Origin of the sequence: Bartonella sp. AA126HLJHH, from assembly GCF_042197425.1 — a bacterium.
Lineage (GTDB): Bacteria > Pseudomonadota > Alphaproteobacteria > Rhizobiales > Rhizobiaceae > Bartonella.
Window position 1 is genome coordinate 34,636 of the sequence record NZ_JBHIRU010000011.1, and the last position, 17,049, is coordinate 51,684.

Below are 17,049 nucleotides of genomic sequence, written 5' to 3' on the forward strand. Positions count from 1 at the left end.
TATAAAGAAGCAGCAACATTGCTGTTTGAATAAATTTTGGATAAAGAACAAAAATAATGAAGATACAAAGTGGATATAGTGAATTATAGGATTATAAAAACTTTTTATGATCATTTAAGTTTGTTTTTAATCTGTTATAGGGGGATAAGTATAGAGGGATAATGTGCGCATCAGAATAATAAAATTTTTGAGCGGAGTTTTTATTACAATTATCTTTTTATTTGGAGTGGGGATTCTCGTTTTACCTTATCTTATTTCTACAGATGCGATTCGTATTCGTTTAGCGCAGGATTTAAGTGCATGGACGGGTTACAATGTGCAATTGCGTGATCCACCGCGGTTACATCTTTTTCCTTATCCTAAAGCATTTCTTTCTGGCGTTACTTTAACATCAAAAATGGATGATGTTGCGCCATTAATGGAAGCTGAATCAATAGAAGTTGATCTTTCTGTCGTCGATCTTCTTTGGGGACATATTTCTTTTTCAGAGACGCGGATTATGCGTCCTCAATTTGTTATGGAAAAGCCTGTTAAAACAATAGCAGATTTTTTTGATCGGTTTTCTCGCTCACAAGGTGCATTAGGGGTGGCTATACGTAATACGCGTGAAATATTAAAACATAATCCTGAGCATCCAGAGATAGAGCACCTTTTAAAACAACCTTTTGGACGGATTGTCATTAAAAATGGTGTTCTTGTGTATCACGATAGTTTTTCAGGAGTAGCAGAAAAAATAACAGGATTAAATGCAACTTTAGATTGGCCGGAATCAACTCAGGAAGTACGGTTACGTGCAGATGCGCGTTGGCGCGGAGAATTTACAAAATTATCACTTGATGCTTCTCAAGCATTGCTGCTTCTTGCAGGAGGCAAAAGTCATATTAGGGCAAGTCTCAATTCTGTACGTGGGGGAATAACTTTTACAGGAAAGGCTCGATTATCTGAATATTATATTTTTGACGGAAAAGTGTCGATGCGTTCTCCTGGATGGAATCAGACATTGTCTTGGGTTGGTGGAAATCAGTTTTGGGGACATAAATTAAAAATACCCATTGTATGGGAATCTCATTTTTTAGCGCAGCCAATGCATATCCAAATGAACAATGTTACATTTACGATGGGGAAAGCCAATGCGCGAGGAGCTTTAAAACTCGATTTTCAAGATTATGTACCAAATCTCATGGGCTCTTTAGCTTTTGATAACCTAGACCTTAGCCTCTTGGGTTCAATGTTTTTTTCAGGTAAAAAGAAAAATGCCTGCTTTGACATGAGAATTTTTGATCGTATTGGCGTGGATATACGACTTTCTGCGCCACAAGCTAAAATAGGAAATATTTCACTCACAAATTTAGCTGCTGCAATACAAATAAGAGATGGGCATGGTATTTTTGATCTTGGACATGCGAATATTTTTGGTGGATCCGTGCAAAGTAATATTGAAGTTACGTCAGCTGGACAGAAAGTGCGTATTGGAGGAAATATTTCAGGCGCTTCTATTGATATGCAGGAGACTTTAGAAATTTGGGGATTTATTCCATTTATACAAAGCAAAACGAATTTTACTGCAACGGTACGAACACTTGCTGATTCTTGGCCAGAAATTTTTACGAAAATGCAGGGTGAGTTAACACTGAAGATGTCTTCTGGTCGGCTATTAGGGTATGATCTGAATGAATTACAAACAAGACTTTCAAATAAACAACAATTTCTTTTAATGAATAATGATACTTTTTTAACAACATTTGATTACTGGGATATTCAGACAAGCTTTTCAGAAGGTATGATGAAGGTAACAGAGTCATTAATGCGTACAGCAGACTTGAGCTTATCCATTCAAGGAACCATTGCAACTGCTATTGCGCAAGGGAAGGAAAATGAACTGATATTACAGGCACAACTACGCAAAAACTATAGATCAGAAACTTTATGTAAAGATGTCCAATGTCTTGCTAATAGCCTTGCATGGCCTTTTACTTTTTCTCTAAGCTCTAAAGGACAAAATCATGGTGATTTTTGGGTTACAAAAGATATTGACGCAGATTGAGTATCGTTTTTCATCTGTATAATATTCTATCCTATAATGGTAATTCGTCTTTTTGCAACTTAAAATTGTCTTTTAAATTTAAATCAGAGCTCCCATTATCGGAAGATTCTCTCATTTTAAATCCGTTCGTCGTGAAGCAGTAAAAACCATCCTCACCGTCATAATAAGTGAGGTTGGTATAGATAAATGACTGAAGAGAGGAATAAAAAACCTTCTTATGGAATCTTTCAAATACAAGAGATTCATAATATTGGTGCTAATCTTATAAAAATTGCTAAAAAACATTAAAATTTTAAGGAGGATGTTGGCCAGTGCTTATTGAATCGCAGAAGAAATACCATAGCCATCTTTGGTAATTGTATGCTTCCCGTCGGCTCCAACAGAACCAATTCCCACTGTAATCAAAATAAAGGCTAAGAGGGTTGTAATCGTAATAATTGTAGCTTTTTTAGCAGACATATTTTTCCTCCACGGATGCATCAATGACTGAATGCAAAGATGAATGGTGCATTATTTAAACTTTTATGAAAGCAGAATCACTTAAGGATCTATAAGTTCCTATTATTATCTCATAAAGCTAAAAAAACTCTATAATTCTTTAATATATTATAGTTCTATAGATATAATTTTTTCTTTTTGCTATATATTTTTCTTCATTTTCTTGATGACGATAGTGAGCATTGGCAAAATTTTTATGCGCATAAATTATAAACTTAAAAGATTATTTATCCGACAGACATTGGCTTTGAATGAAGAAATAAAGATAGAGGGGGCACAAGCTTCTTATCTTATGCATGTTTTGCGTATGAAAGAAGGAGCAGAAATTTTACTTTTTAATGGACAGGATGGTGAGTGGCTTGCTAAACTTATCACTGTTAAGAAAAAATTTGTTGTGGTTCAGCTTATCCATCAAGAAAGATTACAGACGACGCATTCCAATCTTATTTATTGCTTTGCTCCACTCAAAAATGCGCGGTTGGATTATATGGTGCAGAAAGCTGTTGAAATGGGGGTATCGATTTTGCAGCCTGTTATAACGCATCATACGCAGGTTACGCGTATCAATATGGCGCGTATGGAAGCCAATGTTATTGAAGCTTCTGAACAGTGTGGAATTTTATCTCTTCCTGAATGCGTATCGGCTCTATCATTAGCAGAACTTTTAGCACAGTGGGATGAGACACAGCCTTTATTCTTTTGTGATGAAGAGCATAAATCGCATAATCCATTACCTTTTTTTAAAAAGCGTGACGTTACAACACCTGGTATTCTTATTGGACCGGAAGGTGGCTTTAGTGAAGAAGAGCGGAGCTTTTTAAAAAAACATCCTTTTGTGGTTCCAATATCACTAGGTCCGCGTATTTTACGCGCTGATACTGCCGCTGTTGCTGCTTTGGCTCTTCTTAATGCTACCGTGGGGGATTGGGCAATGGATTGAGAAATCTGTAAAATCATTCTAAACAATTTATTTAAGATGATGATACCAATTATAGGATACGGTAAGTTATGGCGCTTGATATAACTGATGAAAGTGAAATTTATAACTTAGATTCTTTGGTTAGCTATTTCCAAGGGGGGTATAAAGCAGAAGATGATTGGCGCATTGGTACAGAACATGAAAAATTTCCGTTTTATAGAGATGGTTTTCACCCTGTTCCTTATGAAGGAGAGAGGGGAATCCGAGCGCTTTTAGAGAGGATGCAAAGCGCCTTAGGATGGAAACCTATTTTAGATGAAGAGAATATTATTGGGCTCGTAGGATCAGTTGATCAGGGAGCCATTTCTTTGGAACCTGGGGGACAATTTGAATTATCTGGTGCACCATTAAAATCAGTAAGCCATACATATTACGAGTTGATGGAGCATTTAACTCTTCTCAAAAAAATTGCAGAACCATTAGGTATAGGTTTTCTAGGTCTTGGAGCTAGTCCAAAGTGGACTTTAGCTGAAACGCCGCGAATGCCTAAATCACGTTATCAGATTATGACTGATTATATGCCTAAAGTGGGGTATAATGGTCTTAATATGATGTATCGCACATCAACAGTTCAGGTTAATCTTGATTTTTCATCTGAAAGTGATATGCGGCGAAAAATGCAAGTATCCATGAAGTTACAGTCCATTGCAACGGCATTATTTGCAAGTTCGCCCTTTACAGAAGGGCGCCCAAATGGCTTTTTATCGTGGCGTTCTGAAATTTGGCGTAATACGGATAATCAGAGGACAGGCGTTCTGCCCTTTGTATTTTCTGAGCGTTTTGGTTTTGCTGATTATGTTGAATGGGCCCTTGATGTTCCAATGTATTTTGTTGTGCGTGATGGTCGTTATTATGATTGTACACACATAACGTTTCGTCAGTTTATGAATGGAGCATTAAAAGGACAAGTTGCAAATTCAATTCCAAACATGGGAGATTGGATTAATCACTTATCAACGTTATTTCCTGAAGTCCGATTAAAAAGATTTTTAGAAATGAGGGGAGCTGATTGTGGTTCTTGGAAGCGCATTTGTGCGTTGTCAGCTTTTTGGGTTGGGCTTCTTTATGATAGGGAAGCACTTAATGAGGCAGAGGCTTTGACACAAGATTGGTGTTTTGAAGAAGTTTTAGAGTTGCGCCAACGTGTTCCTAAAGAAGGGTTAAGAACTCCTTTTCGTCAAACTATTCTTTTAGAGTTAGCACGTCAAGCTCTTACTATTGCTCGCAAAGGCTTAAAAAATCGCAAACAGTATGATACGAATGGTTTTGATGAAACAAATTTTCTTAATCCTTTAGAAGAGGTTGTTGCAATGGGACAAACAGATGCTGAAAAATATTTGTCCCATTACTATTCTATTTGGAATGAGTCTGTAGAACCTTTATTTTTAGAATGTGCCTATTAAATTTGAAGCAAAGATACTTCCTATTTTTTTAAAAATACATATCACCGTGGTGGTTCATTCACTCATTTGCTCTAGAGAGCATACCCTATCTTGCTTTTAACATTTCTCATAACGGAAAGGATACAATACAAAAATTTCTTGGGGAGTGTGATTTTTATACCTAATAATATCACGATATTTCCGTAATCATAATGTTGTCCCTTTGTACAAAAGATAGTTCATAAGAGATAAAGCTTATTATCAAACATTTTTTATTCACTTGGCTAAGCCTACTTATGAATAGGTCTGAAAATAATATTTTTTACTTTTAAAAGGGATAAAAAAATATTATTTGCCGTTAATAGTCAATTATTATAATTCAATATACGATGCTTATATGAAAGAGTATTTTATTATACAAAAATTACGATATCAATCTTTCAGTGCGCTAAAAAGAAAGTAGAAAAAATACCGATAGATCGATGTATGTATAACTCAATTTTATTTTTATAAAAAAAGAAATATATTATGTAAATAGATAGAAATAAAGATTATTATATATATATAATGAATGTGTTAATTACATCATTAAATATTGATAAATAAAAAATATTATCTTCATAGAGTTATATGAAATTATAAGCTATTCATAGATAAGAAATAACTATTTGTATGCAAAGGGGTATTATATTAAAATACTATTATTCTTGATAAAGAGGCACGAGATAAAGAGATTGAATTTGCAACGAATGAGTGTTTGAATACGCACAAAAAGTCAAAAAAGCACAACATTTCTATAGCAGAATAATCTTTATCAGTATGAGCGCAACTTATTATAGGCAATTAATTATCCCCATACATTGTAAATCTACTGTAAGACTGCTTTTAATGCTTTAAACTGTATTATTCATAAAATTTATAATATTTTTAGGCTTAAAGCCTCCCATTTTAATCATATATCCTCAGTCTTTTCCATTGTTTTCATTATCTAGAAATTTGTAATCGTCTTTGTTATACTCTCACTAGGATAAGCAGCTTTAAAATGTGCTCGTCCTTCATCCCTAATGGCATCACGCCTCTGTAAACCAGATGTTTTTCTTTCCTTTATTGAATTTGCAAACAAATGGGATTGTTTTTCATCATGAACAGTTACAGAGATTCAACGTTTTTATAAAGATACCGTGGAAAGCATTGACCTGTATCTATTGCATCTAGATTAGGCAAATTCTTAGCTATCAATACAGAAAAAACGCTTCGTGCTCCTATGCCTGTAATTTGTATCATCCTATTTTCAACTTTTTGTCCTATCAGGACTATACGAGGCATTTGGTAAATTCCATCGTTGAGATTCCGATTACAATAAAACCACTGTTGCGTAAAAGGATGATATGAACTCTGAGTGAGGCATGCCTCTTCAAATTCAAAAACCTTTCCTCTTATTAGTTCTTGCGTAAGATTATAACTCCAACTTATCTTTTTTATATCTAAAGTGACAAAATTATCTATAGCATGTGCACGTGTTGTTCGATCAGCATATGAATAGGTATCGTTAAAACGTTTTACTGCGCTATTATAAAAAGCAATCATATTATTTATATTTGCTGCTCAAGCTCCGCCCTCCAATGTTGCGACAGCTCTTGCATTAAGATGTTTCATAAAAGGTCTTTTTACTCCTTTCTTATACATTTTTACCCATACGCCAGCCCTGCTTGTGATGTGCAAGCAAATGATTTTGATTGATTCAAGATAAACAGGTTTGAAATGAGAGAATCTTACGTTATTCGGGACTCTCATTTAATATGCAAATTTAATATGCAAAACAGTAAATTATGATTATAAATCAACATGTTGTATTTCAAAGCCTTTTTATGACTATAAAAAGAGTTTTGAAAAATAAAAAAGCTTTCATTGAGAGCAAAGAAAGAATGTATAAAAAGTATTTTCAATAAAATAATTATATTTGAAGTGCTGATCAAAGCTATTGAGAGTGCAGTCCATAAAATGAGCAGAAGTAGCTTGTTGGTGTATTTTCTAGAAAAATCATGAATGTTCAATTGTTAATTCATCCTTGCTTGGAAAGCCCGCTTCAGTTCAAATAGAAAAAGAGAGAGGTAAGGAGATTTATAGGATAAGATATGCTGTAATTATTCAGTATTAAGATGCAATGAATGTTGCTTATATTTCTCTTTTTTAAATATTTTATGAGAGTGAAAATTTAAAGAATAAGAAAATAATTTTATTTATTTTCTTTAAACAGTTATTAGTAGATAAAAAATTCTCTTTTAATCTATAAATTAAAAAAATAATGATTTTGTAAAAGCCTTGTAAGCTTTATAGGTTAATTTTAAATATCATGCATTGATTTTGAATTATGCAGATTATTTATGTCAACCATAATAATAGTGAGTATAGACAATGACATTTAATTTTTTCGTCAATTTATTTCTATTTGTTATTTTTTTATTATTGGTTTCTCAAAGTAAGAAAATGCAATGGAGTCTTTCACTACGTGTTATGCTATGGCTTATCCTTGGCTTGATTTTTGGAAGTGTTTTGCAGTTTATTTATGGAGAGGGTGAAAGCACTTTATTGAAATCCGTTGAATGGTTTAACATTGTCGGTGAGGGCTATATTTTATTGTTGCAAATGATTGTTATGCCATTGGTTTTTATCTCTATCGTTTCAGCAGTTGCTCATTTACATTCTGTTTATGCTGTTGGAAAGATGAGTATAATAACAATTTCAATATTGCTTTTTACAACGGCTCTTTCAGCATTGGTTGGTGTGCTTGTGGTTAATTTTTTTGGATTAACAACCGATGGTTTAGTGCATGAAGGGCAAAATGTTTCTGCTCTTCTTGAAGGTCATATTTCTAAACTTGGAGATATGAATATACCAAAGATGATTTTGTCTATGATTCCTAAAAATCCATTTGCTGAGTTGAGTGGAGCTAAACGTACGTCAATTATCAGTGTTGTTATTTTTGCGTCATTTTTAGGTGCATCGGTTCTTCTTTTAAAGAAAGATGAGCCAGAAAAAGGAGAAAAAGCGCTTTTATTTATTCAAGTGGCACAAGCTTGGATTATGCGGTTAGTCCGTATTGTGATTGCTTTGACGCCTTATGGTATTTTTGCACTTATGACGAAAGTAGGAGCAATATCGCGTATTACAGATATTTTAAATTTACTGGTTTTTATCATTGCCTCTTATGTCGGTATTATTTTAATTTTTGGAATTCATGGTGTATTGCTTGGTATTTCTGGGATTAATCCCTTTCGTTTTTTCAAAAAGGTTTTACCAGTTTTAACATTTGCTTTTAGCAGTCGTTCAAGTGCTGCAAGTATTCCTTTGAATATTGAAGCGCAAACACAGTGGATAGGTGTACCACAATCCATTGCGAGTTTTGCAGCTTCTTTTGGGGCAACAATTGGACAAAATGGTTGTGCTGGTCTTTATCCAGCAATGCTTGCGACCATGATTGCACCCTCTATGGGTATTAATCCTCTTGATCCCACTTGGATTGCTACGCTTGTTGGTGTTGTAACGTTGAGTTCTATTGGTGTTGCTGGTGTGGGGGGAGGTGCTATTTTCGCTGCATTGATTGTGTTACCAATTATGGGGCTTCCTGTTACTTTGGTTGCTGTACTTATCTCTATTGAACCGCTAATTGATATGGGACGTACTGCTCTAAACGTGAGCGATTCAATGATAGCTGGAACGGTCACTAGTCAAATATTACGGACAACAGATAAAAGTATTTTAAAAAAATAATTTTAGGTTATATTTTTTGGGGCTGTAAAACATCTGTAAGAGATATTTGCGCTGAACCAGGTTGTAGGGGTTTTTGTTGGTTGGGATGAGGAGCCCAACCAGAGAGCCAGATGAAAGAAAAATGTGCACGAATACGTCCATCAGGATCACTAAATTGTTGTGCATAGATTTCAGCTGCGCGGAGAAAAAAACGTTTGGATACAGGGCGTCGTGAACGATTGATGAGTGCATTTTGCATTCCCATAGCTTTAAGATCGTGCATAAGGTCAAACATTGTATTATAACGTATTGTGATATCTTCAACGTCTGCTACAGGCAGGGCAAAGCCAACACGCTGTAAAAGAGCGCCTGCATCACGAATGTCGGCAAAAGGGTAGATTCTAGGGCTTGCTCCACCATAAATTTCACTTTCAGCTTGCAGCAGGCTTTCCCGCAATTCTCTTAATGTACCAGCTCCTGCCATAACAGCAAGAAATAAGCCATCTGGTTTAAGAGTATTTTTTATCTGGCTTAGAATACCAGGGGTATCATTGGTCAATTGTAATGAAAGAAGTGAAACAATAAGGTCACAGTAACTTTGAGGTAAATCAAGAAATTCTCGATGACGTAAATGAAATTTTTTATCATGGCTTTGATAAAGCGTATCGGTCTCAATGCGTTCTATGGAACAAACTTTTCCAGATTTCATTAAAGCTTGCGCAGCAAGGTCTGTATGGCTGTGTAAATCGAGAGCTAATGTAAAGAGGCGATCAACAGTGCTAAGGCGTTTATAGAGATCTTCTGCCATGTGAGAGAGTAAAAAGTCACATCCTTTTTTTGCTTTTTGAAAGGCACGTTTTCGGAATTGTTCAATGCGGTTATGATCAAAAATTAAAGGATGCGACATATTGTAGAACACTTTCGATCTATGAAAGAATATATTTTAAAAAGGTTCATTATTTGTGCAAGCTCTGTCAAGTTTATAATATGAAAGAAAATAAATTTATAGAAGGTAAGAGTTTTTAAAGGAATTAAAATTATAAATTGAGGAAATACAAAGGAACTTTTGTTCTGAGGGAAACTTGTAAAAGCCTAAATTTATAATGTTGTATTTTCGAGAAGCGGCGTTAAATAGCGGAGATATACTAAGTAAGTTCGTTGAACGCTTGAAAACGATGCTTTATCCACCAATTTGTCCTGGATGTAAGCAAAATGTTTCTACTTATGGTACGATTTGCTCCGAATGTTGGAAAGAACTTCAATTTATCACGAAACCTTATTGTCCTGTTATGGGGACTCCTTTTGTTTGTGATATGGGGGATGGTTTTCTTAGTGGTGAAGCACTCCGTAATTCCCATCCTTTTTCACGTGTTCGCTCAGTCATTGTTCATAAAGGGCTTGCACGAACTTTAGTAACGCGCTTAAAATATGGTGATCATATAGAATTGGCATCATTTATGGCCAATTGGATGATGTTTGCTGGACGCGAGGTTATTGATGATTGTGATGTTATTATTCCCATTCCATTGCATTTTCGTCGTTTTTGGGAGAGGCGTTATAATCAATCTGCTGAGCTTGCACGTTATATTGCAGCATCACAAAAAAAGCTTTTAAAACCGAGTTGGCTTGTTCGTTGTCGGCATACCCGTCCGCAGGTTAGTCTTTCTTCGAGAGAGAGAAAACTTAACGTAAAAAATGCTTTTAAGGTTTCGCATAAAGTTAAAAAATATCTCAAAGGATGTTCTGTTTTGCTGATTGATGATGTATTTACAACGGGTGCAACAGTTACAGCAGCAGCTGCTGCATTAAAAGATGCAGGTGCACGACAGGTTGATGTGCTAACATTTTCGCGTGTTCTCAAAGAAGATTCTATTTTTCCCTCTTCTTAAGAGGAATTTAAAATGAATATTATTAAAAAATATTGGAGGATAATACTATGAAAGAGGTAATAATTTATACACGCCCTAACTGTCCTTATTGTACAAAAGCACGTGATTTGCTTAATAAAAAAGGCGTAAAGTATACAGATATTGATGCTTCCACATCCCTTCGCCAAGAAATGGTACAGCGTGCAAATGGACGTAATACATTTCCACAAATTTTCATAGGTGATTATCACGTTGGCGGTTGTGATGATCTTTATGCTTTAGAGGCTGAGGGAAAGCTCAATTCTTTATTACAAGGCATATAATATTTGTAAATTACATATTCTTAAGACCGTTTTGCAAGAAGGAGATAGTTAACGCCCATGTCTTTTGAGCGATTCCAGCTGTCGTTTAATGGGTTATAAGTAATACCTATCTCATCAACGACAGTCAGAGCGTTTTTTGATAAGAAATTTTTAAGTTCTAGAGGTTTTAGGAATTTTTTATAATCATGGGTTCCTTTAGGAAGCCAACGTAGAATATATTCAGCGCCTACAATAGCAAGCCCCCATGCTTTCCATGTGCGGTTGAGTGTTGAGACAAACATCAACCCTTGTGGTTTCAACATTTTTGCTGTAGCTGCTATGAAGAGATTAACGTCAGCGACATGTTCAACAACTTCCATATTAAGGATGATATCAAATTTTTCTCCTTCATTGGCAAGTACTTCTGCTGTCGTCGTGCGGTAATCAATTAAAAGGTCATTTTGAGCTGCATGGGTTTTTGCGACTTCAATATTTGTTTGTGCAGCATCAACGCCTACAACTATAGCACCAAGACGTGCCATTGGTTCAGATAACAAGCCTCCTCCACAGCCAATATCAAGAATTTTCAAATTGTGAAAGGGCGTAAGTGAAGAAGGGTCACGATTAAACTCTAAACAGATTTTTTCTCTGATGTAAGCAAGGCGTGTTGGGTTAAATTGGTGAAGAGGTCGAAATTTTCCTTGTGGATTCCACCATTCTGTAGCAATACGTGAAAAATGATCAATTTCACTTTGATCAATAGTCGTTTGTGTTTCATCGATCATGTTGCCTTCCTTTATTTTTAATGATCAGGTCAAGTAGATTTTATACAAAGTCAAGAGAAATTAATATAATCATAATGAAACTTGCACAAATGATAGATATTCGCTATGTCGAGAAAATGGTTAGTTGATACAGCATCTAATTCTCATTACTGTTTGAGATAAGAGATGTAAAGGTAAGAGTGTTATTAATGGCGCGCATTGTCATGAAATTTGGTGGAACATCTGTAGCAAACATTGAATGTATTCATAATGTTGCAAGGCATGTCAAAAGAGAGGTTGATGCAGGCAATGAGGTTGCCGTTGTCGTATCTGCGATGGCTGGTAAAACAAATGAACTTGTTCAGTGGACAAGTGATGCTTCCTCTATGCATAGAGATGCTCGTGAATATGATGTTGTGGTTGCTTCTGGTGAACAGGTTACGTCAGGTTTGTTGGCTTTGACACTTCAAGAAATGGGGGTGAATGCACGTTCATGGCTTGGTTGGCAAATTCCTATTCATACAGACAATGCGCATGGCCGTGCACGTATTACTAATATTGATGGATCTTTTTTAATCGAGTGTTTTCAGGAAGGTCAGGTTGCCGTTATTGCTGGTTTTCAGGGGTTATCTCCGGATAACCGGATTTCTACCTTAGGGCGTGGGGGATCAGATACAAGTGCTGTTGCTATAGCCGCTGCTGTACAAGCTGATCGCTGTGATATTTATACGGATGTGGATGGTGTTTATACAACGGATCCACGTATAGAGCCGAAAGCGCGTCGTTTACCAAAAGTAGCTTTTGAAGAAATGCTAGAAATGGCTTCTCTTGGTGCAAAGGTTTTACAGGTTCGTTCTGTTGAATTGGCAATGGTTCATAAGGTTCGTACCTTTGTGCGTTCAAGTTTTGAGGATCCTGATGCGTTAGGCATGGAGGATCCAATGAGTTCTTCTGGAACACTTATTTGCGATGAGGATGAAATTGTGGAACAACAAAATGTTACTGGTATTGCTTTTGCTAAGGATGAAGCACAAATTTCCCTTCGTCGGCTTGCCGATCGTCCAGGGATTTCGGCAGCAATTTTTGGTCCCTTGGCTGAAGAAAGCATTAATGTTGATATGATTGTGCAAAATATTTCTGAAGATGGCTCAAAAACTGATATGACTTTTACTGTACCATCATCAGATGTAGAAAAAGCCGTTACACTTCTTGAAAAGAATCGCAAAGAAATTGGATTTGATGTTCTCCAGTTTGAAAGCGATCTCGCCAAGGTATCTGTGATTGGTATTGGAATGCGTAGCCATGCAGGTGTTGCCGCTACAGCATTTAAGGCTTTGGCTGAAAAGGGTATTAACATTCAAGCAATTACGACCTCAGAAATTAAAATTTCTATTTTGATTGATAGTGCTTACACTGAACTTGCGGTTAGAACATTACATGCTGTTTATGCACTTGATAAGGGATAAGTATTTTTTAGTTTCAACAGAGTTTCAATAACGTAAAGCTTTAATATATATTAATAATTTTTGTTAAGGATATTTATATTTTAACTTAAATGGAATATTTAATACAGCAGGACTCTCTCATTTTAAACTTGTTCATGATGAATTTAAAATGGTCACTTATACATTACAAGAGAAAGATGTTTGGGTAAAAAACGGTTTAAGAAGGGATATAAAATATGCCGTCTATAAACGTTTTAGAGCCTATAGAGTGAGATGGAGAAGACTTTACGATAAGCCTTAATAGAACTAAGGAACAATGCACTGCGTTTATTCAAAGAATGCATGTTACATGAGGGACAGCCTCGTGAATACAGATTTAATATTATAAATCTTAGAGAAATGGGAGCTCATTGGATTAGTGACGGAATTACCAAAATAGAATTGATGATGTATTTTCTAGAGATGTTTAGTTTGTCATCAAATGATTGTTTATGACTTTATGTATATCTTGAAAATTTAATTTTTTCCGTATTACGAGGCAATAAAAAATATATCTCTATAGATAATATTTATGTTGCACTATAAGTTATAAAATTACCATGTCTTATGCGTTTATAGCTTCTTCAGAAGTACTTTTCATAAAATCATGTAAATATAGATCAAAATTAATGATAATGTTACAGTGTGTTGCTTTTATGATTTTATTACTTAAATTTGTTTCATGTCTATTTCTCTTTTTTGAATTATGATTAAGATTTACAAAGTTTTTGATACCTCCATATGTTCTTTAGGTTAACTTTCTTCCCTTAACTACTCTATTATAAGTATTTTCTGTGTCATACTGCCAATCACACATGAAATACATTCTTTCGTTTTTGCAGTATATTGTGCTAGTTTCTTATCATGTTTACATATTTTGCAAATGGTGGTCTTTGTAAGTAAAGCTCTTCTTGTGAGAAATATAGCCATATTATTTTACTCTTCTTGTATTTTATGTGGCGTTGTATAAATTCGAAAGTCTCGGAAACATTGCTTTTTAAATTATCTATGAAGAGTATTTTATGGTATCAAGAAATATAGAGCGACCTCTTTAAACAAAAAGAAAATAAATATCAAATAAGAGCGGAAAAAGGGGAGAACAACGATATATATGCTCTATTTTTCCATCAATCATATGTTTTAGAATAGTCTAAATGACTAGGGGTTTCTTTTTTCCCGCGAGTTAATTACGTAAACTAGAGTGCTCCCTATGGAAGCATGCTTCAAGTTTAATTCTTTCATGGAGTGAGACAAGCGATGTGTCGATGATAAAAAACGGGAATATTTTTCCACTCCATTGTCAATTTAATAGTGATGTTATGACGTTGTTATTCCAAATAAATCTTTTGTTTTTTGTTACCTGTATCAATATCTAATGTCAGAGCAGATGCATATTTGATGGTATATTGAGACGGATAAGGGGCCTACGAGCAACTCCTGTTTTTGTATGCCAGATAGGAATAAGGATGTTGCGTATACCTGGTGGGGTAATTTCTGAAATGGAGATAAAACCTAATTGGGTGAGAATATGAAGCCATAAAAGTGAAAACCAACTTCCTTTTAATTCTGCTTTACAATTTTCAAAGGTATTGACAGCAATATCTTTTAAATAATGGATATTACACATTGGTTCACGTTTTTGTTTATTGCGTTATTTAAATCGTATATACCTTTCACGTAAAACAAAACGCTATTATAGTGCCAATTTACGCGCTTGTTTTGAAAAAATATCTCTCAAGCCCCCCAAGTCCATTTCACGGCACCGACCATGAATGGTATAACGGTAAAGCCATTGTGCGCCCCATCTCCTTCTTAGATCAAAGGTGTCAGTTGGCCGTCATCATTTAATTTTTAGTTTTCGTGTTGAACAACTCTTGTATGGATATGGTGAAGCAGTCTTCTTTCTTCAAATAATCCATATTTCTCCTCGGCTTGTGACGTGTAAGAGAATAGTCTTGATTGATTTATCATGTACAGATTTGAAATGAAGAAATCATACGATATTTGAACTCCATTCAAGATTTATAATGATAAATTAAATATTTTTTATCCAAAAATAATGTGCTTTTAAGCAGATAAAAATTAAAGTTATTTAGAATACCGCAATAAAATCAGTAACGAGGAGGGTGGTTCATTGGAAAAAAATAAACCATGGAATTACTTAACTGATTATTGAATTTTGCTTATTCTTATCTGTTTCGTATGATTAAACATAAGATATTGATTCATAATAATTAATTTTTTTATAGTGAATAATAGTCCTGACGAAAGGTAGCTTTTCTGAAACCACGAAGCCTTTTATATTGAAACAATTAAAATCATTTCTGTGCATATCATGAGTGGAGCTGGTGCATGAGTAAAAGAATATTGAAGAAAGAAATAAAAATATCTCTTATAAGTCTTCTTAAGAGTTAAAGGTGTTGTAACATTAGAGGCTCGTAAATAGTATGATGATGTTAGTTTTCTCCTTCATAAGTGTAAAGATGAGGCGAGACAACAGCTTTTACATTAAATATCGTCCGAACCCAACAAATGAGCGAAATCGTTTTTTAAAAGTTCTGCATAAAAATGTATTTTCAGTTAGTTTGTTAGGAACTATGAGAAATTCCTTTATTGCGCTTAATATAAATAAATCCATATCCCAGACCGATAAGGGCAGATAAACCTGAGCCACAAAGGACCCCAATTTTTGCCGCATCAAGCAGAATAATATCTTTAAAAGCGAGCATTGAAACAAAAATAGACATTGTAAAGCCAATTCCTGCTAAAAAACCAATGAGTAAAACGCCTGTCCAGGTCATATGAGGGGGTAGGCGGCATAGCCCTGATTTTACAGCTATATAACTGGCAGTGATAATACCAAGAGGCTTACCGATGAAAAGACCAATGACAACACCCAGAACAATCAAGAATGATTTGTCAGAAGAAAGATCAAAGTTTGCAAAACTTACTCCTGCATTTGCGAAGGCAAAAACTGGCATGATACCGTATGCAACCCATGGATGCAATGCTTTTTGAACACGTGTTACTGGGGCAATCATGGCCCGTTGTCCTTTGCGCATCTTTTTCAATGCTGTTGAAATATGATGCAGATCTGTTTTTGTATTTTTTTCTTGAAGAATTTGCATAGCGTTACTGAGCATGGTGAGTGGCGCTACAAGAGTACGGGTAGGAAGAACGGGAGTCATCATCCCTAAGATTACGCCAGCAAGCGATGGGTGAACACCTGTTACCATTAAACCCCACCAAATGATTGCACCAGGTAAAATGTAAAGCCATGCTGATGCAAGCCCGATCCACTGAAAAAATAGTACCAAAGCAATACCCGCTCCTGCAATCATTAAACCGCTAGGATCAATGTTTGTTGAGTAGAAAAAAGCAATAATAAGAACAGCGATAATATCGTCAATAATTGCTAATGATAGAAGAATAATATGAAGATTAGAAGGAATTTTTTTTCCTAGAAGAGCAAGAATACCTAGAGCAAAGGCAATATCTGTTGCTGTTGGCACAGCCCAACCGCGGATATGTCCCTCGTTAAAATTAAAGATAAAGTAAATAATTGCAGGAACACAAACGCCCCCTATTGCAGCAACAATTGGTAAGATTGCTTGTTTAAAATCGGCAAGAGCACCTTCATGAATTTCGCGTCGAATTTCCATTCCTGCGACGAGAAAGAAAATAGTCATAAGGGCATCATTAACCCAGAAATGTAAATCCCATGAAAGAGTGAAATGACCCAAATTAAAGCCAAGAGGTGTATGCCAAAAAGATTCATAGAAAGCAGCATATTTAGAATTGGCAAAAATAAGTGCAGCAGCAGCAGCTAATAAAAGAACAACACCACTAAGAGCTTCAATATGGAGAAAACGCTCGATAGCAGAAAGCGCTTGATTGGTGACACGAGAAGCGCGATTAGGCAGGCGATTTGAAGATAAATCAGACATGAACAACTCCAAGAATCGACAATTTTAGATT

At 35.3% G+C, this 17,049-nt stretch carries 13 protein-coding genes; 7 read left to right on the forward strand and 6 right to left on the reverse strand.

Annotation, left to right across the window (positions count from 1 at the left end; genetic code table 11):
• The first annotated feature begins 163 nt into the window (after positions 1 to 163).
• Positions 164 to 2,044: an AsmA family protein gene (locus ACFIQC_RS06445; RefSeq protein ID WP_375621106.1), complete on the forward strand. Its 1,881-nt coding sequence runs from the start codon at positions 164 to 166 to the stop codon at positions 2,042 to 2,044.
• 315 nt (positions 2,045 to 2,359) lie between these two features.
• Here the strand turns inward: ACFIQC_RS06445 and ACFIQC_RS06450 are convergent, their stop codons facing one another.
• Positions 2,360 to 2,503 (reverse strand): hypothetical protein, encoded by a 144-nt coding sequence (locus tag ACFIQC_RS06450; RefSeq protein WP_273790383.1) that lies wholly within the window; start codon positions 2,501 to 2,503, stop codon positions 2,360 to 2,362.
• A gap of 235 nt (positions 2,504 to 2,738) precedes the next feature.
• Here ACFIQC_RS06450 and ACFIQC_RS06455 point away from each other — a divergent pair, with 235 nt between their 5' ends.
• Positions 2,739 to 3,482 (forward strand): 16S rRNA (uracil(1498)-N(3))-methyltransferase, encoded by a 744-nt coding sequence (locus tag ACFIQC_RS06455; RefSeq protein ID WP_375621105.1) that lies wholly within the window; start codon positions 2,739 to 2,741, stop codon positions 3,480 to 3,482.
• 68 nt (positions 3,483 to 3,550) lie between these two features.
• Positions 3,551 to 4,924, forward strand: coding sequence for a glutamate--cysteine ligase (locus tag ACFIQC_RS06460; protein ID WP_375706900.1), 1,374 nt, complete (start codon positions 3,551 to 3,553; stop codon positions 4,922 to 4,924).
• 1,128 nt (positions 4,925 to 6,052) lie between these two features.
• Here ACFIQC_RS06460 and ACFIQC_RS06465 read toward each other — a convergent pair.
• Positions 6,053 to 6,490 carry a type ISP restriction/modification enzyme gene (locus ACFIQC_RS06465; RefSeq protein WP_375706901.1) on the reverse strand — a complete coding sequence of 146 codons (438 nt, stop codon included), beginning with the start codon at positions 6,488 to 6,490 and terminating at the stop codon, positions 6,053 to 6,055.
• Positions 6,491 to 7,318: 828 nt separating this feature from the next.
• On the opposite strand from ACFIQC_RS06465, the gene ACFIQC_RS06470 reads away from it, so the two are divergent.
• A complete protein-coding gene (locus ACFIQC_RS06470; protein ID WP_375621102.1) occupies positions 7,319 to 8,674 on the forward strand; it encodes an L-cystine transporter in 1,356 nt (451 codons plus the stop codon).
• A gap of 7 nt (positions 8,675 to 8,681) precedes the next feature.
• Here the strand turns inward: ACFIQC_RS06470 and ACFIQC_RS06475 are convergent, their stop codons facing one another.
• A complete protein-coding gene (locus ACFIQC_RS06475; protein ID WP_375629570.1) occupies positions 8,682 to 9,560 on the reverse strand; it encodes a methyltransferase in 879 nt (292 codons plus the stop codon).
• Positions 9,561 to 9,756: 196 nt separating this feature from the next.
• Here ACFIQC_RS06475 and ACFIQC_RS06480 point away from each other — a divergent pair, with 196 nt between their 5' ends.
• Entirely contained in the window at positions 9,757 to 10,542 is a 786-nt protein-coding gene (locus ACFIQC_RS06480; protein ID WP_375646111.1) for a ComF family protein, read from the forward strand.
• Positions 10,543 to 10,589: 47 nt separating this feature from the next.
• Positions 10,590 to 10,844 (forward strand): glutaredoxin 3, encoded by a 255-nt coding sequence (gene grxC, locus ACFIQC_RS06485; RefSeq protein ID WP_375612081.1) that lies wholly within the window; start codon positions 10,590 to 10,592, stop codon positions 10,842 to 10,844.
• A 20-nt stretch (positions 10,845 to 10,864) separates the two neighbouring features.
• On the opposite strand, the gene ubiG is transcribed toward grxC, so the two are convergent.
• Positions 10,865 to 11,608: a bifunctional 2-polyprenyl-6-hydroxyphenol methylase/3-demethylubiquinol 3-O-methyltransferase UbiG gene (gene ubiG / locus ACFIQC_RS06490; protein WP_375629567.1), complete on the reverse strand. Its 744-nt coding sequence runs from the start codon at positions 11,606 to 11,608 to the stop codon at positions 10,865 to 10,867.
• 188 nt (positions 11,609 to 11,796) lie between these two features.
• Between ubiG and ACFIQC_RS06495 the strand changes: the two genes are divergently transcribed.
• On the forward strand, positions 11,797 to 13,053 hold the full coding sequence (locus ACFIQC_RS06495) for an aspartate kinase (RefSeq protein WP_375612083.1): 1,257 nt from the start codon (positions 11,797 to 11,799) through the stop codon (positions 13,051 to 13,053).
• A 1,396-nt stretch (positions 13,054 to 14,449) separates the two neighbouring features.
• On the opposite strand, the gene ACFIQC_RS06500 is transcribed toward ACFIQC_RS06495, so the two are convergent.
• Positions 14,450 to 14,698: a hypothetical protein gene (locus ACFIQC_RS06500; protein WP_375621098.1), complete on the reverse strand. Its 249-nt coding sequence runs from the start codon at positions 14,696 to 14,698 to the stop codon at positions 14,450 to 14,452.
• 961 nt (positions 14,699 to 15,659) lie between these two features.
• A complete protein-coding gene (gene nhaA, locus ACFIQC_RS06505; protein WP_375613536.1) occupies positions 15,660 to 17,018 on the reverse strand; it encodes a Na+/H+ antiporter NhaA in 1,359 nt (452 codons plus the stop codon).
• Between the last annotated feature and the right edge of the window lie 31 nt (positions 17,019 to 17,049).

Bases quoted from the DNA above. Each gene is read 5' to 3' on its own strand.
- ACFIQC_RS06450 (WP_273790383.1), bottom strand. From the start codon at position 2,503: ATGTCTGCTAAAAAAGCTACAATTATTACGATTACAACCCTCTTAGCC.
- ACFIQC_RS06455 (WP_375621105.1), top strand. From the start codon at position 2,739: ATGCGCATAAATTATAAACTTAAAAGATTATTTATCCGACAGACATTG.
- ACFIQC_RS06460 (WP_375706900.1), top strand. From the start codon at position 3,551: ATGGCGCTTGATATAACTGATGAAAGTGAAATTTATAACTTAGATTCT.
- ACFIQC_RS06465 (WP_375706901.1), bottom strand. From the start codon at position 6,490: ATGATTGCTTTTTATAATAGCGCAGTAAAACGTTTTAACGATACCTAT.
- ACFIQC_RS06470 (WP_375621102.1), top strand. From the start codon at position 7,319: ATGACATTTAATTTTTTCGTCAATTTATTTCTATTTGTTATTTTTTTA.
- ACFIQC_RS06475 (WP_375629570.1), bottom strand. From the start codon at position 9,560: ATGTCGCATCCTTTAATTTTTGATCATAACCGCATTGAACAATTCCGA.
- ACFIQC_RS06480 (WP_375646111.1), top strand. From the start codon at position 9,757: ATGTTGTATTTTCGAGAAGCGGCGTTAAATAGCGGAGATATACTAAGT.
- grxC (WP_375612081.1), top strand. From the start codon at position 10,590: ATGAAAGAGGTAATAATTTATACACGCCCTAACTGTCCTTATTGTACA.
- ubiG (WP_375629567.1), bottom strand. From the start codon at position 11,608: ATGATCGATGAAACACAAACGACTATTGATCAAAGTGAAATTGATCAT.
- ACFIQC_RS06495 (WP_375612083.1), top strand. From the start codon at position 11,797: ATGGCGCGCATTGTCATGAAATTTGGTGGAACATCTGTAGCAAACATT.
- ACFIQC_RS06500 (WP_375621098.1), bottom strand. From the start codon at position 14,698: ATGTGTAATATCCATTATTTAAAAGATATTGCTGTCAATACCTTTGAA.
- nhaA (WP_375613536.1), bottom strand. From the start codon at position 17,018: ATGTCTGATTTATCTTCAAATCGCCTGCCTAATCGCGCTTCTCGTGTC.